The organism is Streptomyces sp. NPDC111507 (assembly GCF_055638955.1).
This window is the reverse complement of sequence record NZ_JBVKBU010000001.1, coordinates 1,500,115-1,522,528: the sequence shown is the minus strand read 5'-3', so window position 1 is coordinate 1,522,528 and position 22,414 is coordinate 1,500,115. Positions and strand designations below refer to the sequence as shown.

Annotated in this window: 19 protein-coding genes; 10 read left to right on the top strand and 9 right to left on the bottom strand. The window is 70.2% G+C overall.

Annotated features, from left to right (window positions below):
• Positions 1 to 149: 149 nt before the first annotated feature.
• Positions 150 to 488, bottom strand: coding sequence for a DUF3618 domain-containing protein (locus ACZ7M2_RS06740; protein WP_352047042.1), 339 nt, complete (start codon positions 486 to 488; stop codon positions 150 to 152).
• Between the two features lie 145 nt (positions 489 to 633).
• On the opposite strand from ACZ7M2_RS06740, the gene bcp reads away from it, so the two are divergent.
• Positions 634 to 1,101: a thioredoxin-dependent thiol peroxidase gene (gene bcp, locus ACZ7M2_RS06735; RefSeq protein ID WP_471594406.1), complete on the top strand. Its 468-nt coding sequence runs from the start codon at positions 634 to 636 to the stop codon at positions 1,099 to 1,101.
• Positions 1,102 to 1,136: 35 nt separating this feature from the next.
• On the opposite strand, the gene ACZ7M2_RS06730 is transcribed toward bcp, so the two are convergent.
• Complete coding sequence (locus ACZ7M2_RS06730; RefSeq protein ID WP_471594405.1) at positions 1,137 to 3,626, bottom strand: transglycosylase domain-containing protein; 2,490 nt, start codon at positions 3,624 to 3,626, stop codon at positions 1,137 to 1,139.
• Between the two features lie 209 nt (positions 3,627 to 3,835).
• Here ACZ7M2_RS06730 and ACZ7M2_RS06725 point away from each other — a divergent pair, with 209 nt between their 5' ends.
• The 4 genes from ACZ7M2_RS06725 to ACZ7M2_RS06710 all read left to right on the top strand — a co-directional run bounded on the left by ACZ7M2_RS06725 (position 3,836) and on the right by ACZ7M2_RS06710 (position 7,470).
• Complete coding sequence (locus tag ACZ7M2_RS06725) at positions 3,836 to 4,636, top strand: ABC transporter permease (protein WP_471594404.1); 801 nt, start codon at positions 3,836 to 3,838, stop codon at positions 4,634 to 4,636.
• Between the two features lie 133 nt (positions 4,637 to 4,769).
• Positions 4,770 to 5,546 (top strand): ABC transporter permease, encoded by a 777-nt coding sequence (locus tag ACZ7M2_RS06720; RefSeq protein ID WP_471594537.1) that lies wholly within the window; start codon positions 4,770 to 4,772, stop codon positions 5,544 to 5,546.
• 6 nt (positions 5,547 to 5,552) lie between these two features.
• Positions 5,553 to 6,554 (top strand): ABC transporter ATP-binding protein, encoded by a 1,002-nt coding sequence (locus ACZ7M2_RS06715; protein WP_471594403.1) that lies wholly within the window; start codon positions 5,553 to 5,555, stop codon positions 6,552 to 6,554.
• Between the two features lie 10 nt (positions 6,555 to 6,564).
• Positions 6,565 to 7,470, top strand: coding sequence for a DUF1707 SHOCT-like domain-containing protein (locus ACZ7M2_RS06710; RefSeq protein ID WP_352047038.1), 906 nt, complete (start codon positions 6,565 to 6,567; stop codon positions 7,468 to 7,470).
• Between the two features lie 14 nt (positions 7,471 to 7,484).
• On the opposite strand, the gene ACZ7M2_RS06705 is transcribed toward ACZ7M2_RS06710, so the two are convergent.
• Positions 7,485 to 8,819: an SGNH/GDSL hydrolase family protein gene (locus tag ACZ7M2_RS06705; protein WP_471594402.1), complete on the bottom strand. Its 1,335-nt coding sequence runs from the start codon at positions 8,817 to 8,819 to the stop codon at positions 7,485 to 7,487.
• Between the two features lie 296 nt (positions 8,820 to 9,115).
• Between ACZ7M2_RS06705 and ACZ7M2_RS06700 the strand changes: the two genes are divergently transcribed.
• From ACZ7M2_RS06700 to ACZ7M2_RS06690, 3 genes are all read left to right on the top strand, one after another.
• Complete coding sequence (locus ACZ7M2_RS06700; RefSeq protein ID WP_471594401.1) at positions 9,116 to 10,543, top strand: DUF445 domain-containing protein; 1,428 nt, start codon at positions 9,116 to 9,118, stop codon at positions 10,541 to 10,543.
• A gap of 94 nt (positions 10,544 to 10,637) precedes the next feature.
• Positions 10,638 to 12,134: an MFS transporter gene (locus ACZ7M2_RS06695; RefSeq protein WP_471594400.1), complete on the top strand. Its 1,497-nt coding sequence runs from the start codon at positions 10,638 to 10,640 to the stop codon at positions 12,132 to 12,134.
• Between the two features lie 87 nt (positions 12,135 to 12,221).
• Entirely contained in the window at positions 12,222 to 12,746 is a 525-nt protein-coding gene (locus ACZ7M2_RS06690; RefSeq protein ID WP_471594399.1) for a hypothetical protein, read from the top strand.
• 42 nt (positions 12,747 to 12,788) lie between these two features.
• On the opposite strand, the gene ACZ7M2_RS06685 is transcribed toward ACZ7M2_RS06690, so the two are convergent.
• Together ACZ7M2_RS06685 and ACZ7M2_RS06680 are read right to left on the bottom strand one after the other, a co-directional pair.
• Positions 12,789 to 13,319, bottom strand: coding sequence for a levansucrase (locus tag ACZ7M2_RS06685; protein WP_471594398.1), 531 nt, complete (start codon positions 13,317 to 13,319; stop codon positions 12,789 to 12,791).
• A gap of 16 nt (positions 13,320 to 13,335) precedes the next feature.
• On the bottom strand, positions 13,336 to 13,803 hold the full coding sequence (locus ACZ7M2_RS06680; protein ID WP_471594397.1) for a DUF2269 family protein: 468 nt from the start codon (positions 13,801 to 13,803) through the stop codon (positions 13,336 to 13,338).
• A gap of 246 nt (positions 13,804 to 14,049) precedes the next feature.
• Between ACZ7M2_RS06680 and ACZ7M2_RS06675 the strand changes: the two genes are divergently transcribed.
• Positions 14,050 to 15,066, top strand: coding sequence for a GlxA family transcriptional regulator (locus tag ACZ7M2_RS06675; protein ID WP_471594396.1), 1,017 nt, complete (start codon positions 14,050 to 14,052; stop codon positions 15,064 to 15,066).
• Between the two features lie 30 nt (positions 15,067 to 15,096).
• On the opposite strand, the gene ACZ7M2_RS06670 is transcribed toward ACZ7M2_RS06675, so the two are convergent.
• On the bottom strand, positions 15,097 to 15,399 hold the full coding sequence (locus tag ACZ7M2_RS06670) for a hypothetical protein (RefSeq protein WP_075029125.1): 303 nt from the start codon (positions 15,397 to 15,399) through the stop codon (positions 15,097 to 15,099).
• An 87-nt stretch (positions 15,400 to 15,486) separates the two neighbouring features.
• Positions 15,487 to 19,605 carry a discoidin domain-containing protein gene (locus ACZ7M2_RS06665; protein ID WP_471594395.1) on the bottom strand — a complete coding sequence of 1,373 codons (4,119 nt, stop codon included), beginning with the start codon at positions 19,603 to 19,605 and terminating at the stop codon, positions 15,487 to 15,489.
• 521 nt (positions 19,606 to 20,126) lie between these two features.
• On the opposite strand from ACZ7M2_RS06665, the gene ACZ7M2_RS06660 reads away from it, so the two are divergent.
• Entirely contained in the window at positions 20,127 to 20,867 is a 741-nt protein-coding gene (locus tag ACZ7M2_RS06660; RefSeq protein ID WP_471594394.1) for a class I SAM-dependent methyltransferase, read from the top strand.
• Positions 20,868 to 21,154: 287 nt separating this feature from the next.
• Here ACZ7M2_RS06660 and ACZ7M2_RS06655 read toward each other — a convergent pair whose 3' ends face one another.
• Both ACZ7M2_RS06655 and ACZ7M2_RS06650 read right to left on the bottom strand, forming a co-directional pair.
• Entirely contained in the window at positions 21,155 to 21,373 is a 219-nt protein-coding gene (locus ACZ7M2_RS06655) for a DUF397 domain-containing protein (protein WP_471594393.1), read from the bottom strand.
• Complete coding sequence (locus ACZ7M2_RS06650) at positions 21,370 to 22,218, bottom strand: helix-turn-helix domain-containing protein (protein WP_471594392.1); 849 nt, start codon at positions 22,216 to 22,218, stop codon at positions 21,370 to 21,372. Before ACZ7M2_RS06650 ends, ACZ7M2_RS06655 begins: the two co-directional genes overlap by 4 nt.
• Positions 22,219 to 22,414 lie beyond the last annotated feature (196 nt).

Here is a 22,414-nt window from a genome sequence, read left to right as displayed (position 1 = left end):
GCGGATGGGCAACTTGTCGTGGTGGGGGGTCTGCTTGTCCCGATTGGCGCTCACGCCCCGAACCTACCTGCCTTTGAGCCGTCCGTACGCAGCCGGGTCGGGCCGGGTCGTGTCGAGTCGGGCCGGTCGAGCGGGGGGTCGAGTCGTTGTCAGCGCTTGCGTCGTCGTGAGCCGGCCACCGCCAGGCCCACGACTCCGACCGCGACGAGCGCGAGGGGCACGATGCGCTCCAGGCGCGGCGCGCCGTCCTCGGTGACGAATTGCCCCTTCACGTCGCCGACCACCCGGTTGACGCCGACGTAGGCGCGGCCGAGGGTGTGGTCGATCTGGGAGGCGACCTTGGCCTTGGCGTCTCCGACGATCGTCTTCGGGTGGACCCGTACGCCGATCTCGTCGAGCGTCTCGGCGAGTGTTTCGCGGCGGCGCTTGATGTCCGCCTCGATCTGCGCCGGAGTCCTGGTATCCGACGTCCTCGACGTATCCGACACCGCGCTGCCTCCGTGGTCGTGTTCCGATCTTTGTCTCTGTGCCGCCGACAGTCTGTCAGCTCGGGCCGCCGCTCACCCCTCGGCACCCCCATTACGCTCGTTCCCGTAGTTCCGTAAGCATTCACCCCGGCCACGTGAGGTTCCGATGAGCGAGCGACTCCAGCCCGGCGACACCGCCCCCGCCTTCACCCTGCCCGACGCCGACGGCAACGAGGTCTCCCTCGCCGACCACAAGGGCCGCAAGGTCATCGTCTACTTCTACCCGGCCGCCCTGACCCCCGGCTGCACGAAGCAGGCCTGTGACTTCACGGACAACCTCGAGGTGCTGGCCGGTGCCGGGTACGACGTCATCGGCGTCTCCCCGGACAAGCCCGAGAAGCTCGCCAAGTTCCGCGAGAAGGAGTCCCTGAAGGTCACCCTGGTCGGCGACCCCGACAAGACCGTCCTGGAGGCGTACGGCGCCTTCGGCGAGAAGAAGCTGTACGGCAAGACGGTCGTCGGGGTCATCCGCTCCACGGTGGTCGTGGACGAGGAGGGCAAGGTCGAGCGGGCGCTGTACAACGTCAAGGCGACCGGCCACGTGGCGAAGATCATCAAGGATCTGGGGATCTGAGCTTCCCGAAGCTGCCGGCCCCGTCCAGGCGCGGGTCACTGTTTTCGTGACGTCAGTGCGCCCAGTGGCCCCGCTCCCGCGGTCGTCCCCGCCGTGCCGCCGCCGTCCGTGGTCCCGCCCGACGGGGCCGCGGTGTCGCCGCCGTCGGTGGTGGTGCCCGCGTCCGTCGTGCCGCCGGTGGTCGTCCCGTCGGTCGTGCCGCCCCCGGTGGTGGTGGTGCCGCCGTCGGTCTGGCCCTGCGTCTGCCCTTGGGTCTGACCTTCCGTCTGGCCCTGGGTCTGGCCGTCGGTCTGGCCCTGGGTCTGGCCCTGCGTCTGATCCGAGGGCGGGCTCTGGGAGGCCGTCCCGCCGGTGGTCTGGCCCCCGTCGTCCTGGCCGCCGGTGCCGGGGGTCTGGTCGGTGGGGCCGGTGCTCGGGAGCTGCTGCTCCTCCGCGCCCGGCTGGAGCCGCAGGTCGAAGTCCTTCGCGCTGCTGCCCTTGAGCGCGGCCTTCGTGTACTGCGCCCAGATCTGCGCGGGGTAGCCGCCGCCGTTGATGCGGGGCTGGCCGAGGGCGCCGTAGAGGGACTCGTGGGTGCCGGTGTCGGGGTCCTGGCCCATGACGGAGACGACGGTGGCGAGGTCGGGGGTGTAGCCCGCGAACCAGGCCGCCTGGTCCTCCTCCGCGGTGCCGGTCTTGCCCGCGGCGGGCCGGCCGGCGGCCAGCGCTGCGGTACCGGTACCGCCCTCGACGACGCTCTGCAGGATGGACGTCGTGGTGTCGGCGGCCTCCCGGGGCACCGCCTGCTCGGTGTCCTGCGTGGGCAGGCTCACGGCCGACGTGCCGTCCTTGGTGACCTTCTCGACGAGCGTGTACGTGCCGTGCTTGCCGTGGTTGGCGAGCGTCGCGTACGCCTCCGCCATGTCGAGGACGCTGGCCGTGGACGGGCCGAGCGCGATGGACGGGGTGCCGGTCAGGTCAGGGGTGGTGGAGGGGACGCCGAGGGCTTCGGCGGTCTGCTTGACCCTGCCGGGGCCGACGTCGACGGCCATCTGCGCGTACACGGCGTTGACGGACTTGTCGGTGGCGGTGCGTACCGTGATGGGCCCGTACGAGATGTTGTCCTCGTTCTCGGGCGCGTACGAGCCGCCGTTCCAGCCCTGCACGGGGCGCTTGTTGGTGCCGTCGTAGACCGTGTTCGGGGTGATCGTGCGGCCGTCCTGCGTCTGCGAGCCGTTCTGCACGGCCGAGGTGAAGACGAACGGCTTGAAGGTGGAGCCGACCTGGTAGTCACGGCGTGTCGCGTTGTTGACGTACTGCTTGGTGTAGTCGATGCCGCCGTACATCGCGACGACCTTGCCGGTGGCCGGGTCGATGGAGACGCCGCCGGCGCGGACGTACCGGTCGACCTTGCGGTTCTTCTTGTCGAGGTTCGACATCACCTGGTCGTCGACGGCCTTCACGAAGGCGTTCTGCCGGGACTTCTGGAGCGTGGTCGTGATGCGGTAGCCGCCGGTGGTCAGGGTGTCCTCGTCGATGATCTTGTTAGAGACGAGGTAGTCCTTGACCGCCTGCACCAGGTAGCCGCGCTGGCCCGACATGGCGGCGGCGACCACTTCCTGCTTGGGCTGCGGGAACGTGACCTTGGCCCGGTCCGCCTGGGTCAGCCAGTTCTTCTTGACCATGCCGTCGAGGACGTAGTTCCAGCGGGCGACGGCCGCGGACTTGTTCTCGGGGTGCGCGACCACGTCGTACTCGCTCGGCGCGTTCAGGAGCGCGGCGAGGTAGGCACCCTGACCGATCGTCAGGTTCTTGGCGTCGACGCCGTAGTACGCCTGGGCGGCGGCCTGGATGCCGTACGCGTTGCGGCCGTAGTAGCTGGTGTTGAGGTAGCCCTCGAGGATGTCGTCCTTGCTCTTCTGGCGGTCGAGCTTGATGGAGATGAAGAACTCCTTCACCTTCCGCGTGGCGGTCTGCTCCTGGCCCAGGTAGTAGTTCTTCACGTACTGCTGGGTGATCGTCGAACCGGACTGCCTGCCCTTGCCGGTGGCGGTGTTCCAGCCGGCGCGGATCATCGCCTTGGGGTCGACGGCCGACTCGGTGTAGAAGTCGCGGTCCTCGGCGGCGAGCGCCGCGTGCTGGGCGTCCTTCGAGATCTCCGCGAGCGCCACGTTCTCGCGGTTGACCTCGCCGTCGCGGGCGAGCTGGCTGCCGTCCGCGTACAGGTAGACGTTGCTCTGCTTGGTCGCGGCGGCGTTCGCGGGCGGGATCTTGACCAGGTAGTAGCCGAGTGTGAACAGGCCGATCAGGAGCAGTATCGCGCCGATGAGCGTGCCGAGCACCATCCGCCAGGTCGGGATGAGCCGCCCCCAGCCCGTCCGCTTTTGCCTGGGCTTCTTCCCCGGTTTGCCCGGCGTGTCCGTCCCACCCGGACCGTCCGGTGTGCCGTCGACGCCCGGCCCGCCCGGTGCCGCTTGAGGCGCCGGTTCCGGTTCCTTCGGGGCCCAGCCCTGGCTGCTCTGCTGCGGCTGCGGCTTGTCACTCATCTGTTCGCCGGACTCCTGTTTCGCATCGTACGTTCCCGTACGCCCTCATACGCCTGGTGCGCCCCCTGTTGAAGACTGTCGCACCAAGCGTTCCGTTCCCGGATCCCGGCACGTGTCGCGCCTGAAAATGCCTGGCAGGCGAAGCCGGGCGGGGCTAGGCTCCTGCGCTTCGGCCACAACGGCCCTTTTGACGCAAGGAGGACATCCTCGTGGGGACAGGGCGGTTGTACACGGCCGTCGCGGTGGGCGGGTTCCGGCGCTACGCCACTTATCGGACGGCGACGGCGGCGGGGGTGTTCACCAACACCGTCTTCGGGCTGATCCTGGCGTACGTCTTCATGGCCCTGTGGGACGAGAAACCGCACCTCGGCGGCTATGACCAGGCCCAGGCGCTCACCTATGTGTGGCTCTCCCAGGCGCTGCTCATGGCGATGGCGACGATGGGCGGCGGCTTCGAGGACGAGTTGATCGAGCGCATCCGTACGGGTGACATCGCGATCGACCTGTACCGGCCCGCCGACCTCCAGCTGTGGTGGCTGTCCCAGGACGCGGGGCGGGCCATGTTCCATCTGCTGGGGCGCGGAGCGGTGCCCCTGGCGTTCGGCGCGTTCTTCTTCGAACTGGCGCTCCCCGCCGACCCGCTGACGTGGATCGCGTTCCTGATCGCGGTCGCGCTCGGAACGGTCGTCAGCTTCTCGCTCCGCTATCTGGTGGCCCTGTCCGCGTTCTGGCTGCTCGACGGGGCGGGCGTGGCGCAGATGTCCATGATCGCGGGCGTCTTCTGCTCGGGGATGCTGCTGCCGCTGAACGTCTTCCCGGGCGCGCTGGGTGAGGTCGTACGCGCCCTGCCCTGGTCGTCCCTGGTCCAGGGCCCCGCGGACGTCCTGCTCGGCACCGCGGACCCCCTCGGCACGTACGTCTTCCAGGCGTCCTGGGCGCTGGGGCTCCTGGCCCTGGGACGACTGATCCAGTCAGTGGCGACACGGAGGGTGGTGGTGCAGGGTGGCTGACTCGGTGGAGGCAGCGGAAACCGCACGGGGCTCCGGGGACTCGGTCTCCTCCCGGGAGCCGGCGGCTTCGGCGGTGCTGGGTGCGCCGCAGGGGACGTATGCCCGGGTGCGGGACGGATTCCGCGCCTACCGGATGATCGCCGGGATGTGGATCCGTTCCACGATGGCCTACCGCGCCTCCTTCGCGATGACCACCTTCGGGAACTTCGCGGCGACCGCCCTCGACTTCGTGGCCGTCCTGCTGATGTTCTCGCGGGTCGACCGGATCGGCGGCTACAGCCTGCCCGAGGTCGCCTTCCTGTACGGCGTCTCGGCCACCTCTTTCGGGATCACGGACCTGGTGGTCGGCTCGATGGACCGGCTCGGGCGCCGGGTGCGCGACGGCACCCTCGACACGCTCCTCGTGCGCCCCGTCCCCGTACTCGCCCAGGTCGCCGCCGACCGCTTCGCGCTGCGCCGTCTCGGCCGGGTCACCCAGGGGCTGCTGGTCCTTGCGTACGCGATCGCCGTGCTCGACATCGACTGGACGCCGCTCAGGCTGCTCATGGTCCCGCTGATGCTGCTCTGCGGCGCCGCCATCTTCGCGGCCGTGTTCGTGGCGGGCGGAGCCTTCCAGTTCGTCGCGCAGGACGCCTCCGAGGTGCAGAACTCCTTCACGTACGGCGGCACCACGCTCCTGCAGTACCCGCCGACCGTCTTCGCCAAGGACCTGGTGCGCGGGGTCACCTTCGTGCTCCCGCTGGCCTTCGTGAACTGGCTGCCCGGGCTGTATGTGCTGGGCCGGCCCTATCCGCTCGACCTGCCGACCTGGATCGCCTTCACGCCGCCCCTGATCGCGGCGGGCTGCTGCGCGCTGGCGGGGGTCGCCTGGCGGGCGGGACTTCGTTCGTATCGCAGCACGGGGAGTTGAACCGACATGGAAACAGGCCTGATGACGGACCCGGTCAGGGATCCGGTGGGCGACTTCATCGAACTCGACGGCGTCGAGAAGGTCTTCGACGTCCGCAAGAAGACCGGCTTCCTGCGCAGCGAGCGGCGCCAGGTACGGGCCGTGGACTCCCTCTCCTTCACCGTGGCGCGCGGTGAGATGGTCGGCTACATCGGTCCGAACGGCGCGGGCAAGTCGACCACCATCAAGATGCTCACCGGCATCCTCACCCCGAGCGCCGGCCGGCTGCGGGTGGCGGGCATCGACCCGTCCCGCGAGCGCACCCGGCTCGCGCGGCGCATCGGGGTCGTCTTCGGGCAGCGTACGACCCTGTGGTGGGACCTTCCGCTGATCGACTCCTATCGGCTGATGCACCGCATGTACCGGATCGCGGACGCCCGTTACCGCGAGAACCTCGACCGCTGTGTCGAACTCCTGGACCTGGAAGCCCTGTTGGATGTGCCGGTGCGTCAGCTCTCGCTGGGGCAGCGGATGCGCGGCGACATCGGGGCGGCGCTGCTGCACGACCCCGAGGTCCTCTACCTCGACGAACCCACCATCGGCCTCGATGTGATCAGCAAGGCCAGGGTCCGTTCCTTCCTGCGGGACCTGAACGCCGAGCGCGGTACGACGGTGCTGCTGACCACGCACGACCTCACCGACATCGAGCAGCTGTGCCGGCGGGTGATGGTCATCGACCACGGGCGGCTGATGTACGACGGTCCGCTGACCGGGCTGCACGAGGTGGGGGAGAGCGAGCGGACCCTCGTGGTCGACCTGGAGCGGGAGCTTCCGCCGATCGAGGTGGACTCGGCGCGGGTGGTGAAGGTGGAGGGGCCCCGGCAGTGGCTCGCCTTCCCCGCGGCGGCGTCGGCGGCGGAGCTGGTGGCGCGGATCGCGGCCGAGTTCCCCCTGGTGGACCTCTCTGTGCGGGAGCCGGACATCGAGGCGGTCATCAGCCGCATGTACGCGGAGAAGGCTCTCTCGTAGGCTGAGTCCCATGACCGAGGATGCGCCTTCCAGGGGAAGCGACGACCAGCGACCGACGCCGCCGGACCCCGGATCCCCGAGCCCGGAGCTCCGGGCCTCCGACGCCGATCGTGAACGAGTCGCCGAACAGCTGCGGGACGCCCTCGCGGAGGGCCGTCTCGACATGGAGGAGTTCGAGGAGCGGCTGGAAGCGACGTTCAGGGCACGGACGTACAGCGAACTGGCGCCGCTCACCCGTGATCTGCCGGGCGCGCACGCCGCGGCCCCGGTCTCCATGGTCAAGCAGCCCGAGGAGAGCGGGAGTTGGGCGGGGCGGATCGTCGGCGGCGAGGGCTCGTCCTCGTGGGGTGTCGCGATCCTGTCGGGCTTCGAGCGCAAGGGCCGCTGGACGGTTCCGAGGCGCTTCAACTCCTTCGCCTTCATGGGCGGCGGTGAGATCGACCTGCGTGAGGCGAACTTCGCGGACCGCGAGGTCGTCGTCAACGTCGTCGCCGTCATGGGCGGCGTGAACGTCATCGTGCCGCCCGGCGTCGAGGTCGTCGTCCGCGGCATCGGCATCATGGGCGGCTTCGACCACCGCGAGGAGGGGCGGCCCGGGGACCCCGGCGCCCCGCGCGTGATCGTCACGGGGTTCGCCTTCTGGGGCGGCGTCGGCGTGGAGCGCAAGCTGACCCGTGCCGAGCGGCTGCGCCTGAAGGAGGAGCGCCGCCAGGAGAAGCTGGAGCGCAAGAGCGCCCGCAGGGAACTGGAGGGTTCACGGCGGGACGGCCTCGGCGACATGTTCGACGCCCTGGACGAGGCCCACGACCTCATCCGCGAACGCCACGAGGAACGCAGGGAGCGCCAGGAGGAGCGCCGGGAACGGCACCGGGAGCGCAGGGACGAGCGGCATCGGCGGAGGCACGGCGGCTTCTAGTTTCCGCGGGACCTCTACAGCTCCGCCGGCGCCGCCCCCTTCAGATCCCCGAGCTCGAACACCTCCGCCATCCGCTTGTACCCCTTGTCACTGGGGTGCAGATGGTCCCCGGAGTCGTAGTCGGACCGCAGCCGCCGCGGGTCGTACGGATCCCGCAACGCCTTGTCGAAGTCGACGACGGCGTCGTACACCTTCCCGGCCCGGATCTCCGCGTTGACGGCCCGGCGTACGGCGTCACGCGAGCGCGAGTACCCGCGGTGCCCCCCGAAGGGCGTCAGCGTCGCGCCGACGACCCGCAGCCCGCGCGCGTGCGCCCGCCGCACCAGCTCCCGCAGACCGTCGGTGACGGTCACCGGATCGGCCTGGCCCTGGTTGCGCAGGATGTCGTTGACGCCGAGGTCGATGACGACGGCCTTGACGTTCGTGCGGCCCAGCACGTCGCGTTCCAGACGGTTCAGGCCGCTCGGGTTGGAGGCGGGCCGGCCGAGCCCTTCGGCCAGGACCTGGTTGCCGCTGATGCCCTGGTTGACGACGCTGTAGCGAGGCGCGTCGCCGTCGCCGGCCGCGGCGCGCAGCCGGTCGGCGAGGACGTCCGGCCAGCGGTGGTTGGCGCCCTCCGTGGAGTTGCTGCCGTCGGTGATCGAGTCGCCCAGGGCGACGACGGTGCCGACCGATTCGTCGCTCAGCACGTCGAGCGCGGTCAGATAGCGCCAGTACGGGGTCTGCTCGGTGTACGCGGTGGCGCTCGCGTCCTCGGTGCGGTCGCCCTGGGCGGCGTACGAGATCTGCCGTGCGAGCGAGTGGTAGGTGACCGGGCCGGACGGGGTCGGGGAGTACGTGGTCACCAGGACGTCGGAGTCGCGCGGGATGCGCACGCGCACGGCGTCGCTCATGATCTGCTGTCCGGCCGGGACGACCACGCCGGTGCTGCCGGAGAAGGTGAGGCGGCGCATGGTGCCGGCCAGCGCCGCCGCGTCGTTCTCGGCCGCGGCGACCGCGATCGAGGCGTGCGTGATGTTCAGCGGCTGATGTCCGTAGAGGTTGGACAGGGTGATGCGGGCTTCGGTGCCACCGACGTCCGTGTGCACGACGTTGCGCAGGGAGCGGCCCGCCATGCCGTTCGTCTCGGTGCCGGGCTCGGCTCCGGCGGGGGAGGCCGACCAGGTGCCGACCCAGGTGCCGGCGGAGGCGGGGGCGGCCCGGTCGCGCGGGGCGCGGTTGTCGGTGGTGGCGTTGCGGGTGCCGCCGGTGCCGTCGTCGGCGGCGACACCCACGTATATGGCTCCGGATATGGCCACGATCACGGCGATGACGGCGGCCAGCAGGGCATAACCATGACGCTTGGTCATGCGGTGCGTGTCTCCTCGGGCGAGGGGAGCCCGAGGCTCCGAAGTGATGATCACATGATGGGGTACGGGGTGGGGACGAAATCGACGGGACCCCCCTCCCGCGGCCTCGAACGACCCGCAGGCGCCCCGGAGGTGCCCCTGAGACGCCCCCGAGATGTCCCGGAGACGGCCCCAGGATTCCCCTGAGTTCCCCCCGTCCGAACAGACGCAGGGAACTCCTGTTCCGTTCCGGGAGTCGGTCAGGAAGGGACAATGGGTACGGAGCCCTCGGACGGCTCGGCGGACGGGTGGAGTGAATGGAACGAACAGAACCGGAAGACGCGGGCGCCGAAGGGCGGTCCGCCCTGCCCGGCGCCCCCGGCAACCGCGCGACGACCGCCGTCGACCAGGCCGAACGCACCTCGGCCGGCCCCGGCCGTGAGCGCCGCGCGGGGACCGTCCCCGGCCCGACGAACCGCGCGATGACCTCGTTCAGCCCCGCCGACGAGGAGAAGCGTCGCGGTGTCCGCCAGATGAAGCTGACGGCCACCGGCCTGCTGCTCTTCGTCGCCCTCGTGTACGTCCTCGCGACATGGGCGTCCCACGAGGGCGCCGGAGCCTGGGCCGGTTATGTCGCGGCGGCCGCCGAGGCCGGCATGGTCGGCGCGCTCGCCGACTGGTTCGCGGTCACGGCCCTCTTCCGCCACCCGCTCGGGCTGCCCATCCCGCACACCGCGATCATCCCCACCAAGAAGGACCAGCTGGGCGTCTCGCTCGGCGAGTTCGTCGGCGAGAACTTCCTCTCCTCCGACGTCGTACGCCAGCGCCTGCGCGCCGTGGGCATCGGCAGCCGTCTCGGTGCCTGGCTCGCCGAACCGGAGCACGCCGACCGGGTCACCGCCGAGCTCGCCGCCGCGCTCAGAGGCGCCCTGACCGTGCTGCGCGACTCCGATGTGCAGGCAGTGGTCGGAGAGGCGATCACCCGCCGCGCCGACGCCCAGGAGATAGCGCCCGGCATAGGGAAGATGCTGGAGAAGATCGTCGCGGACGGCGGCCACAAGCGGGTCGTGGACCTGATCTGCATCCGCGCCCAGGACTGGCTGGTGCTCCACGACGAGCAGGTCATGGACGCGATCCAGGGCGGCGCGCCCGGCTGGACCCCGCGCTTCGTCGACAAGAAGGTCGGCGAGCGGGTCTACAAGGAGCTGCTCCGCTTCGTCACCGAGATGCGCGACGCCCCCTCCCACCCGGCCCGCGGCGCCCTCGACCGCTTCCTCACCGACTTCGCCTCCGACCTCCAGTCCGACACCGACACCCGCGCGCGCGTGGAGCGCCTGAAGGGTGAGGTGCTCGGCCGCGGCGAGGTCCAGGACCTGATCGCCTCCGCCTGGACGGCCGTACGATCCATGATCGTTTCCGCTGCCGAGGACGAGCGCAGTGAGCTGCGGCTGCGCGTGCGGGCCTCCCTGCTCTCGCTGGGCGCCCGCATGGCCACCGATCCCAAGCTCCAGGCCAAGGTCGACCGGTGGGTCGAGGGCGCGGCGGTCTACGTGGTGACGACGTACCGGACCGAGATCACCTCCCTCATCACCGACACGGTGGCGGGCTGGGACGCCGAGCACACGACCAGGAAGATCGAGGCCCACATCGGCCGTGACCTGCAGTTCATCCGGATCAACGGCACGGTGGTGGGCTCGTTGGCCGGGTTGCTGATCTTCACGGTGTCGCGGATCGTGGGGGCGTAGATCCCTCTCGGGAGGGTGTGACCGCACTCGGGCGGGCGTAGGCCGTGCTCCGGAGGGAACCCGGGCAGGCGTCGCTCGACGAGGAGGGAGCCTCATGTCCACCGTTGAGGAGAAGGGCCGGGGGGAAGGCCGGGACCAAGCCGGGGGCCGGGTCACCACCGCCGTTCCCGCCCGTCTCGACCGCCTCCCGTGGTCACGCTGGCACTGGACCGTGGTGATCGGCCTCGGCACGGTGTGGATCCTCGACGGCCTGGAAGTCACGATCGTCGGCAACATCGCCGGACGCCTCTCCGAGCCCGGCAGCGGCCTGCCGATCACCTCCGCGCAGGTCACCGGCACCGCGGCCGCCCTCTATGTGGCCGGTGCGTGCGTGGGGGCGCTGTTCTTCGGCCGCCTCACCGACCGCTTCGGCCGCAGGAAACTGTTCATGGTCACCCTGGCGGTGTATCTGGGGGCCACGGCCCTGACCGCCGTCTCCTTCGAGCCCTGGTGGTTCTTCACCTTCCGCTTCCTCACGGGCTTCGGCATCGGCGGCGAGTACGCGGCCATCAACTCCGCGATCGACGAGCTGATCCCCTCCCACTACCGCGGCCGGGTCGACCTGATCATCAACGGCAGTTTCTGGCTGGGCGCGATCGGCGGCTCCCTGCTGTCGATCGTCGCTCTGGACACCGCCCTCTTCCCGGCGAACATCGGCTGGCGGCTGACCTTCGCCCTCGGCGTGGTCCTCGGCCTGGTCATCCTCGTCGTACGCCGCAATGTCCCGGAGAGCCCACGGTGGCTGCTGATCCACGGCAGGCAGGAAGAGGCCGAGCAACTGGTGGCGTCGGTGGAGGAACGGGTCCGCGCCGACCTCGGCGGCCGCGAACTGCCGCCCCCCGCCGGGGAGATCACCATCCACCAGCGCAAGACCATCGGCTTCCTCACCATCGCCCGCACGGTCCTCGCGACCTACCGCAAACGCGCCGCGCTCGGCCTCTCCCTCTTCATCGGCCAGGCGTTCCTCTACAACGCGATCACCTTCGGCTTCGGCGCGATCCTGACCACGTTCTACGACGTCCCGGCGGGCTCCACCGGCTACTACTTCGCCGTGATCGCGCTCGGCAACTTCCTCGGCCCGCTGCTGCTCGGCAAGCTCTTCGACACGGTAGGACGCCGCCGGATGATCTCGTCGACGTACCTGCTCTCCGGGCTGCTGCTGTTCGGCACGGCCTGGCTCTTCGGCCGGGGCTCGCTGAGCGCGGTGACCCTGACAGCCTGCTGGTGCGTGGCCCTCTTCTTCGCCTCGGCGGGCGCGTCGAGCGCCTACCTCACGGTCTCCGAGATCTTCCCCATGGAGACCCGCGCGATGGCCATCGCCTTCTTCTACGCCATCGGCACGGCGGCCGGCGGCATCAGCGGACCGCTGGTCTTCGCGAACCTCACCCAGTCCGGCGTGGTCGGCGACACCGTGCTGGCCTTCCAGATCGGCGCGGGCCTGATGTGCGCGGCGGGCCTGGTCGCCGCGTTCCTGGCGGTGAACGCCGAACGGCGCTCACTGGAGGACATCGCGCCCCCGCTGTCGACGGTGGCACCGGCGGACTCCGCCTGAGAGCGGGACCTGAGTACGGGACTGAGTACGGGAACCTGAGTACGCGTACTCTGTCGGGCCGCCGCCCGGGCGGGAACCCTCGTACGCATGACCGAGAAGCTGTTAGGCCCTCTGCGAACGCGCCCCTGGCCGGAACGCTGGCTGACGCGCGTGCTCGGCGCCGCCCTCTCCGGCGCGGCGTACCTCCTCTGCCTCCCCTGGGACCTGCGCAACCGCCCCGGGGCGACCGGGTCCATCACCGAGACGACCTCGGTGACCGTCCTCGGCGCCGTCCTCCTCGGCGTGGCCCTGCTGCTCCTGGCCGCCTACCTCGGCCGCCGGGACGCGCTGGCCTGGCCGTTGCTGCTGGTGGCGGGACCACCGGCAGCACTCATGTACATCTCCTTCCACTCCCACCCGGAGCCCCCGGACGCGGCGGTCTGGCCGCTCACCTGGGCGTTCTTCACGCTGGTGGTCGCGGCGGGCGTGTTGATCGCGACGGCGGTGGCGAGGCGGTACCGGGCGGCGGACTGGGCGAAGTCCGAGGGCTCCTGGGACTCTGGGGGCTCCAGCGGCTCCGGGAGCTCCGGGGACTCGTCGGACGAGGCGCTCAGCCTCGCCCGGTGGTGGTGAAACGCCCGGCGGGGAGGACTCACAGACTGTTGAACGGACGATTCACGCCCCGTAGAAGTACCGCGAGCCCTTCTCGATGAAGTACCCGGCGTAGACGCGCCCGAGGGCGGGCTTTCCGCGGTACATCCCCACGTAGGGCCGGGCACTGTCGACGACGACAGGCCGTGTCATACAGGCGAACCGGACCCGCTGGCGCTCCTCCGCCCACCGTACGGCGGCCGGGTCGACGCGGTCGCTGACCAGGACGGGGAAGGCGCCGACCCCGTTCTGCAGACCGACGGGCAGGCCGCCCTTGGTGTCCTTGGCGTACTTCGTCACCTGTTCGGTGAAGCCCTCGACGACGGGCACGGTGATCTCCGGAACCGCCGCGGCCACGGTGAACAGATGCAGCTTCGTCGCCATCCAGCGCAGCCGGAAGTCCGCCCGTCGCCCCACCAGCACGGGCACCCCGGCCCAGTCCTCCCAGCGGGTGGTGCACCCGTCGGCCGTCAGCCGGCCCTCCACGGCGGCGAGGTAGGCCGCCGGGGTCGAGGGCGTCGAGGGACCGTGCGGTCCGTTCACCTGTCCATCCATGAGCCGGATCCTAGGGCTAGGCGCCGGTGGTGGACCCCGGTCGGACGATCATCAGGACCGTGACGGTGGCCCAGAGAAGGTTGAACAGCCCGGTGAACATGGCGAGCCGGGCGGTGGCCCGGGCACTCACCGTGCCGGCGTCGCGCTGGATGCCCTCCACGATCGCGGTCTGCCGGGGCAGGACCAGCGCGGCGAGGACGACGGCGGCCAGGGTCGTCAGCGCGATCGAGACGATCAGCCAGGTGTCGCCGAGCACGCCCATGTTCTTGGCCGTGGCGAACCCGAACACGGGCACGGCGACGCCGACCGTCGCGTACACACGGCAGATGCGGTGCAGCACCCGCACGGTGGACAGGGCCTGGGCGTCCCCGGGCTCGGCGAGCGCCTTGCGCACACTGGGAGGGAACATGCTGGCGGCGACGGTGACGGGCCCGACGGCGACGATCGCGGCCAGGACATGCACGGCGAGGAGGAACTTGTTCACGGGCTGACGCTAGGGCGGCGCGCGATCTTGCAGAAGCGGCACTTCTGCCAGGGCCCAACGGATTCTCGCCAGCCGCCGCGCCGCAGGGAACCGGCGGCCCGGACACCGCCACCAGGCGGCCCGGACACAGCTGTACGAGGCTGCGGGCGGCGCCCTACGAGACCACGAGGCTACGGACGCCTACGAGGCCACGAGGCTACGAGCCCCCCGCTTGGCCACAATCCGCCGTATGCCTACGCTCTGGCCATGCACACCGTGGCCGTACTGGCGCTCGACCAGGTCATCCCGTTCGACCTCTCCGCCCCGATCGACACCTTCGGCTGGGCCCGGCTGCCGGACGGCCGGGAGCCCTACCGGATCCGGGTCTGCTCGCCCACGGCGGACGCGGAGGTGAGCGCGGGCGCGTTCACGATCCGCGCCCCCTACGGCCTGGAGGCGCTGGCCGAGGCCGACACGATCATCCTGCCCGGCGTCGCCGACCCGGCCGCCCCGCTCCCGCCGGGCGTGACGCAGGCGCTGCGCGCGGCGGCCCAGAACGGCACCCGGATCGCCTCGATCTGCGTGGGCGCCTTCGTCTTCGCCGCCACCGGCCTGCTGGACGGGCTGCGCGCCACCACCCACTGGGTCGCGGCGCAGAACCTGGCGGCCAGGTACCCCTCCGTGACCGTCGACCCGAACGTCCTCTACGTCGACAACGGCCAGTTCCTCACCTCGGCGGGCGCGGCCGCCGCCCTCGACATGTGCCTGCACATGATCCGCAACGATCACGGTTCGGCGGTCGCCGCGCACGCGGCCCGGATGTCGGTCATGCCGCTCGAACGGGAGGGCGGCCAGGCCCAGTTCATCATCCACGACCAGCCGCCGGTACCGGCCGGCACCACGATGGAGCCCCTCCTCGCCTGGCTGGAGGAGAACGCGGAGCGTGAGCTGACCCTGGAGGACATCGCCGCCCACGCCGGCATGAGCACCCGTACGCTCAACCGCCGCTTCCGCGACCAGACCGGCACCACACCGCTCCAGTGGCTGCACCGCGCCCGGGTCCGCCGCGCCCAGTACCTCCTGGAGACGACCACGTACCCGGTCGAACGCATCGCGACCCAGGCGGGGTTCGGCTCGCCGACGGCGTTCCGGGAGCGGTTCAAGCGGGTGGTGGGAACGAGCCCGTACGCGTACCGCCGGACGTTCCAGGGCACGGGCCCCACCTCGGTCCCGGTCCCTGCCGCTGTGCCGCTCCCGGAGTCCGTGCCCGCCGCGGCCTCGTAGACCCTCGGGCCTGCAGCGCCCTGTGCCTGCTCAGGCGCGCCGGTCGGCCACGGCCCACGAGGCGAGGGCCACGGCCCCGGCGACGCCGAACACGGAGGGCCAGGCGCCCACCTTCTTGGCCAGCGGGTGGGACCCGGCGAAGGCGGCGACGTACGCGACGGTCAGCGCACCGGCGGCCTTCCCGCCGGCCTGCCGCCGCCACTGCTGCGCGGCCGTGGCCCCGGCGGCTGCCAGCACCACCCCGCCGAGCTGCCGCTTCTTGGTCCACCGGGCCACGCCGTACCCGCCGATGAGCCCACCCGCGGCCACCGCCGCGGCCGGTACCTTCGCCATTGCTGCCTCCCGCTCCTGCCTGCGTCTTTCGAACAAACCGAGGCTAACGCGCACGAACGGACGCCCGGCGACCGCCCCACCCCCGCCCTACCCCCGGGCGACCGTACGGGGACTGTTGTAGGCGGACACGCTGAGCGCCGGACGGTTCGACGGCAACGCGTGCGCCGGCCAGGACAGGGTGACCGTCCGCGACTCGCCGGGCAGCAGCCAGAGGTAGTTGTCGCTGTACAGCGTCGGCAGGACGCGCTCACCGCTGTGATCGTCCAGCAGCGACAGCCGGACCATCGGGGCGAGGGCCGACCCACGGTTCTTGACGACAGCGGTCAGTTCACGTCGGTCACCGGTGCCGGCACCGGAGCGCGACACGCGGGTGATCGAGGCCGAGAGCCTGACCCGCGGGAGGTCGTTGAGCGCCTTCATCGCGGCCGGGGTCCGATGACGCCAGTAGGTGTTGGCCGAGAGCGTATGACCCGTGCGGTCCTCGAGGGTCAGTCGCAGCAGGTGCAGATCGGGCAGGTCGTCGGTCCAGTCCACGGCGAAGGCGGGTGTGGTGGAGGCCGACGCGACATCGACCACGGCTTTCCTGGTCCCGCCGATCCGGCGACCGGCGAGGTCGTGGAGCCGGGCGGTGACCGTCGCGCCCTCGACCTTCCCGCGCGTGTGGTTCACCACGAGGAGCCGCCATCTCAGCGGGTCGGCCTGGACGTGCAGGGGCTCGCAGGCGGTGCGGGCACCGTAGTAGGTGCCGTTGACGTCGAAGTCGTAGTCGTAGGTCTGCCAGACGGTGCTGTGCCAGGCGGGGTGGGACATCCAGAGCATGAGGCCGCTGGCGTCGTCCCACAGGTGGGCGTTCCATGCCTCGAACATGCTGCGTGCGTTCTCGTAGTTGACGAACTGCGCCTTGCCGGCGAAGTCGTCGAGGCCCGTCGCGGCGCCCAGGCGTGCTTCGATCGCCGCCCGGTACTGCTGCGGAGCCTGATTCCCGTGCTCACTCCAGTCGTGGTAGTACCACGCTCCGCCGATCGGCCACTCCTTCTCGTCGCCCACCAGATTGCGCATGCTCTCGGCGGTGGAGACGACCGGCATGCCGATCTCGGTGTGGAACCCGAAGCTGTTGCTGCCGTAGGTCGACGGGTCGTAGTACTTCTCGGGCTCGACCCAGTTGTAGGGGCCGCCGCCGGTGATGATGCCTCCGGCGGAGTTGTTCTGGTAGAGGATGCCGGGGGCCTGCTGCTCGACGGCGTCGCGCATGCCCTTGTCGATGGGGGCCGGCGGGTCGCCCTCGTTGGCGCCGCACCACACCACCACACAGGGGTGGATGCGGTAGCGCAGTACGGTGTCGCGCGCGATCGCGTTGAACGCGTCATGGTCCGGCGGGTCCATGGCCCAGGCATTGGGGAAGTCGTTCCACACCAGGATGCCGTGTTCGTCGCAACTGGCGTAGAACTCCTCGCGGTTGATGCTGCCGACCCAGTTGCGGATCACCGTGAAGTTCATGTCGCGGTGCATGCGCACCGCCGCGTCCATCCGCTCGGCCGGCATCCGCCGCAGCAGTTCGTCCCAGCCCCAGTTGCCGCCCCGGGCCAGCACCCGTACACCGTTCACGCTGATCTTCAGCGGCACCGGGCTGTTGTCCACGGACTTCACGTCCGTCCAGGTGCCACCGTCGGGCGACACCTGGATGACGTACGTCTTCGGATAGGCCTGCTCCCACAGGATGGCCACGCGGTCGAAGCTCTGGACGGAGCCGAGGTCGACCTGGATCCACTGGTGGTCCTCGTACTGCGACGACCACCGGCTGTCGGGGCTGCCGTCGGTGGCGGCTGCGGCCGGATGGTCGGACTCCTCCGTGGAGGCCGTGGCCGCCTTGTGCAGTGCCAGGTCGGTGCCCGGACGGGAGCTGTCGATCACCGAAAGGGACCACAGGGAGTTGCCCCAGCTGGTGTGGCGCACACCGCAGTTGATCCGTACGAAGCGGGCCGTGCGGGCGGTGAAGTCCTCCACCTGCAGGCTCGCCCGGTCGGTGTTGAACGGCAGTGGTACGGCGGTGTTGTCGACGGACTTCACGTCCGTCCAGGTCGAGTCGTCCGTGGACACCTGGACCACGTACGTCCGGGCGTAGGCCTGCTCCCACACGAGGTCGACGCCGTCGAAGGACTGCGGGGAGCCCAGGTCCACGCGGATCCACTGATCCTCCTGGTAGGCCGAGGACCAGCGGGTGCCGGGGTCACCGTCGGTGGCGTTGCCGGGGCCGTGGTCGTCGCCGTCCGTCGTGGAGGAGGTGGCGCTCGCGTGCAGGGCGAGGTCGGTGCCCGGCCTGGCGCTGTCGGTCACGGACAGGGTCCACAGGGAGTTGCCCCAGTCGGTGGCCCTGGTCAGGCACCTGACCCGCACATACCGGGCCTGCTGCCTTCCGACCTCCAGCGACTGGGCGCGGGCGTCGCCGGACGAGGTGAAGGGCAGCGGCACGTCGTACTCGTAGCCGAACTGGCGGATACCGAAGCGGGTGGTGCGCCGGTCGCTCTCCGTCCCGTCGACCGAGGCGGCCAGGGTGAGGTCGTGAAGGGTGGGGCTGCCGAGCCCGTTGGGCCACCACAGTGCGGCGTCGCGCAGCCGCAGCCGGCTGAAGGCGTCCGGGGTGAAGGTGACATCGACGCTCCGGCCGGCCGGGACGGTGACGGCCTTGGAGACACGTATGGCGCCGAACGACGCGGAGACGGTCGTGGTGTGCTCGGCCGCGTCGGCGTTGCGGACCGGGACGGTGAGGGTGAGTTCGGCGACGGAGGTGTCGGGCAACTCCGGCAGAACCGTGTCCACCCGGGGGTCGCCGATGACCACGGGCCCCGTGGATCTCAGCCGGACATGGTTCCAGATCCCCGCGACCCGGTCCCGTACGGCCGGCATCCAGTCCCACCCCGAAGCGGCCAGATACGTGGGCGAGTTGAGGTTCATCTGACCCGCGCCCGCGTCCACCCAGGATTCCCCGGCGGGCCCCTTGTCCCCCGGACTGCCGGGGACGGGCATCGGCGTGATCTTCACCGCCAGCGCGTTGTGGCCCTTCGTCCCCTTCTCGGCGAGCAACTCCGTCACGTCATGGGCCGAGCGGGCGAACGGGTAGGTGAGCCCTCCCACCTGATGCCCGTTGAGCCAGATGTCGGCCTGGTGGTTGATGCCGTCGAACTCCAGCCAGACCCGGCGGCCATGGCCGGTGCGCAGACCGGACGGCAGGTCGAAGTCACGCTTGTACCACCAGGAATGGCGGGAGAGCGCCTCAGGGATGTGCAGATTGTTCAGACCGGCGACCGGGTCCGGGAGCTTTCCCTGGTCGACGAGTGAGGCGAGGACCGTGCCGGGCACGGTGGCGGGCAGCCAGCCGCTGGTGTCCACGGTCGGCTTCGACAGGTCGGGGCCCTCGCCGTCGGCCCAGTCGTCCAGGGTCAGCCGCCAGCCGGACTCCAGCGGCACCGTGCCGTCCGCCGCGACGGCCAGCCCGGGAGCCTCGCCGTGGTGGGTTCCCCAGTCGGTCCAGCCGGTGACCGAGGGTCGTCGCCCGCCGGCCGTGCCGTACACCTCGAAACCGTTCAGCCCGAGCGGGTTGGGACTGGACCGCCGCTGAGCCGTCATCCGCACCCACCGCGCCGTCACGGACCGGGGCAGCGGAATGTCCACCACCCCGCCCGTACCGGCCGTCGTGCGGTACACGCTCGTCCAGGAGCCGCCGTCCCTGGACGTCTCGACCACGAAGGCGAGCGCGTAACTGGACAGGATCTCCTTGCCGGTGGTGCCTTCCGCCCTATTGCCGGTGGCGGGTGGAGTGAAAACCGGATCGCTCGCGTCGGCCTCGAAGGTGAGCCGGACCCGCGTGACCTGGCAGTCGGCCTGCAGATCGACCGAGATCCACTGCGGATCGTCCCCCGCCGCCGCGCGCCATCCGCTTCCCCGGACCCCGGGCGATGCGAGACGGTCGACGACGAACTCGCCCGGAGTCGGCGCGTAGTCCGTCGAGGAGACCTCGACGGGGCGGTAGGCGGCGAGTTCACCGGACGGCGCCGACGTGGCGGCCGCGTCGCCGCGCCCGGCGGCCGTGCTCGTCGCCGGGAACAGAGCGCTCAGACCGAACCCGCCCAGAAGAGTCGAACCCGTAGTGACCACCGACCGCCGGGAAGGACCGGAAGGATCCCGCGGCGCATGTGACTGACCTGCCATGAACGTGAGTCCCATCAGAAAACAGCGCGGCCGACGAATACGCGGTGGCGCCGGAGCCGTGGAATGACAACGTTGCCAGAGGTTGTGACAACGTTGCCAAAGGTGACCGCGCGCCCAAGCTCCTGTCAAGAGCTCTGACACGATCACCGTCGCTCCGACGCGGTCACGGCCCACCGGGCAGCAAGTCGCCCCAGGGGTAGGGGAGTCATGAAGTGTGTCCTGAAGTGCGCCGCGTGCCGGTGCACGACGTGCCCGTCGCCGAAAGCCCTCCACCGCACCGGCGAACCGGAACGGTTGATCACTCTCGCGGCCAGGCGACGACCGCGTCGACGCCATCACCGCCTGAAAATCCACCACCCAGGCTGGAAGCTCACCCGAGACCCCACAGGCACCACCACCTGGACGGGCCGCTAGGGCTCGCCCGGCGGATCACGGGCCGAGCCAGGGCCGGACCGAGGCGAGGGCCGGCCAGTGCCCTAATCGTGTTGACCGCCCCCGGCAGGCAGTGCTGGAGTCGGCACGTGGACAGCATCCCCGCCAACCGGCGGCTCTGGAACCAGATCAGCAGCGCCTACCAGCACAAGCACGACCCGCAAATCGGCGCCACACCCCGGCTGTGGGGCATGTACTCCATCCCCGACGCGCACCTGCACGCCCTGGGTGACGTCACCGGCAAGCGCGTCCTCGAACTCGGCTGCGGTGCCGGCCAGTGGTCCAGGGCGCTCGCTGCCGAGGGCGCCATCGTGGTCGGGCTCGACCTGTCCGAAGCCCAACTCGCCGCTGCGGCCCGCGCGATGGGAGCGGCCCGCTACCCGCTAGTGCAAGGCGCCGCCGAACAGCTCCCCTTCGCCGTCGACAGCTTCGACCTGGTGTTCTGCGACTTCGGTGGGCTCAGCTGGGCGCCCCCGCACCTGGCCGTCCCGGAGGCCGCACGCGTCTTGGGCCGAGGCGGGCGCCTGGTGTTCAACGTCGCCAGCCCATGGTTCGAAGCTTGCTACGACGAAGCCGCCAGCCGCGTGACCACGACGCTGCAGCAGGACTACTTCGGGCTGAACACCATCGCTGAAGACGACGGCGCGACCAGCTATCAGCTCACCTACGGCGACTGGGTCAAGGTCCTGCGCGGCGCGGGTCTCATCATCGACGGCCTCATCGAGCCGCGGCCCGAACTCGGAACACCCAACGGCTACAACGAAACCGACCCACCCGACTGGGCACACCGCTGGCCGGCGGAACTGCTCTGGGTAACCCACAAACCGTGAGCTCCGCCGCGCCGAGACGTGAAGGCATCCCCTCGCCGGACAGGCCCTAGGTGTATTGCCCCGATACGCGCCCGCGCGCCCACCCACTCCCCGCAGCCGCTGAGCCGACCCGGCGTGCTTGCGAGAGGCGCCCGCGCCCCGCAAACTGGGCCCACATCCCAGCCAACCGAAGCGCATGCCCACCTCGGGACCCCACCCCTCCGGACCGCGGAAGCACGAGACTGACTAGAAGCGGGCGATCCCACGGCACCGTCAACAGTCAGGCCTACGGCGTAACGAGTGTCCGCTCACGCCGCTGTCGGAGCGCCACTCTCCACGGTCTGTATGAAGGCTTGCCAAGCATCTGCGCGGAAGGCGACCACGGGCCCACCGGTCTTCTTGGAATCACGCACCAGGGTGCCGTCCACGCTGCGGGCGCACTCGACACATTCGCCGCCTGCGCCGTTGCTGTAGGAGGACTTGAACCAAGGAGAGGCATAGACGGGCACGGACGGTGCAGTGTTCATCTCGAGTGTTCCTTAAGAACGGTCTTGATCAGTTCGGCGGAGCGCTGAGGGCTCAACGCCGCTGCTCGCAGTCCGTCGAAGGCCCTCGTGTACTCACGCACATGATGCTCGCCTTCGAGATAGACGGCATCGGTGATGCCGTCTCGATATACGAGGTCGGGGTCCTCCTGGTCGGGGAAGCCAAGCATGGTGAACGAACCCGTGGCCGGATAGGTACCTGAATCGAAAGGCAGGACCTGCAAGGTCACACTCGACAACTCGGCCGACTCCAAGAGGCGTTCGAGCTGCTCGCGCATCAGCGTTCGGTCCCCGATGACATTGCGCAACGCACCCTCGTTCACGACGAACCAGGCGTCGGGACCGTCGGGCCGCGTCAGTATTGCCTGCCGTTCCATGCGCACACGAACCGCACGAGCGATGTCCTGAGCGGACATGTGTGCACCGGCCTTGTGGAGTTCGCCGGCGTACGCCGAGGTCTGCATGAGACCCGGCAACAACTCGCACTGGTACTGGCGAAACGTGGAGGCGTCCTGCTCCAGGCCGACGTAGATGGAGAACCACTCGGGAACTCCGGCGCCGTGCACCTGCCACCAACCACGCGTCCTGGCCTGCCGGGCCAGCGCCTTCAGGAACTCGCGCAACTCATCACTGGTGTCGTAGAACCGGCACAGGGCATCGATGTCGGACGGCTGGACCTTGCCGCTGCCGGTCTCCATCCGATTGACCTTGGAGCCGCTCCATTCCAACGCATCACCGACCTGCGCACAGGTCAGCGCATTCCGCTCGCGGAGCTTCTTCAGCTCGATCGAGAGACGTCGACGACGTGCAGTCGGCGATCCGGCCATCCCAGCCCCTTCCTGAAAAGGCTTCCTGATAACGGGCGTTCAGTCTCGCGCCAAGGGGTGTGCTTGCCAATCACTCGGAAGTGGGAATCCCGCCGTGCATATTGCACGGCGGGATGCGCGGGCGCCATCCTGGCAAGCAACACCACCCAGAGTGAGCACAGGTAACGCTCCGCCGAACAGGTAGGAGGCAAGGAAG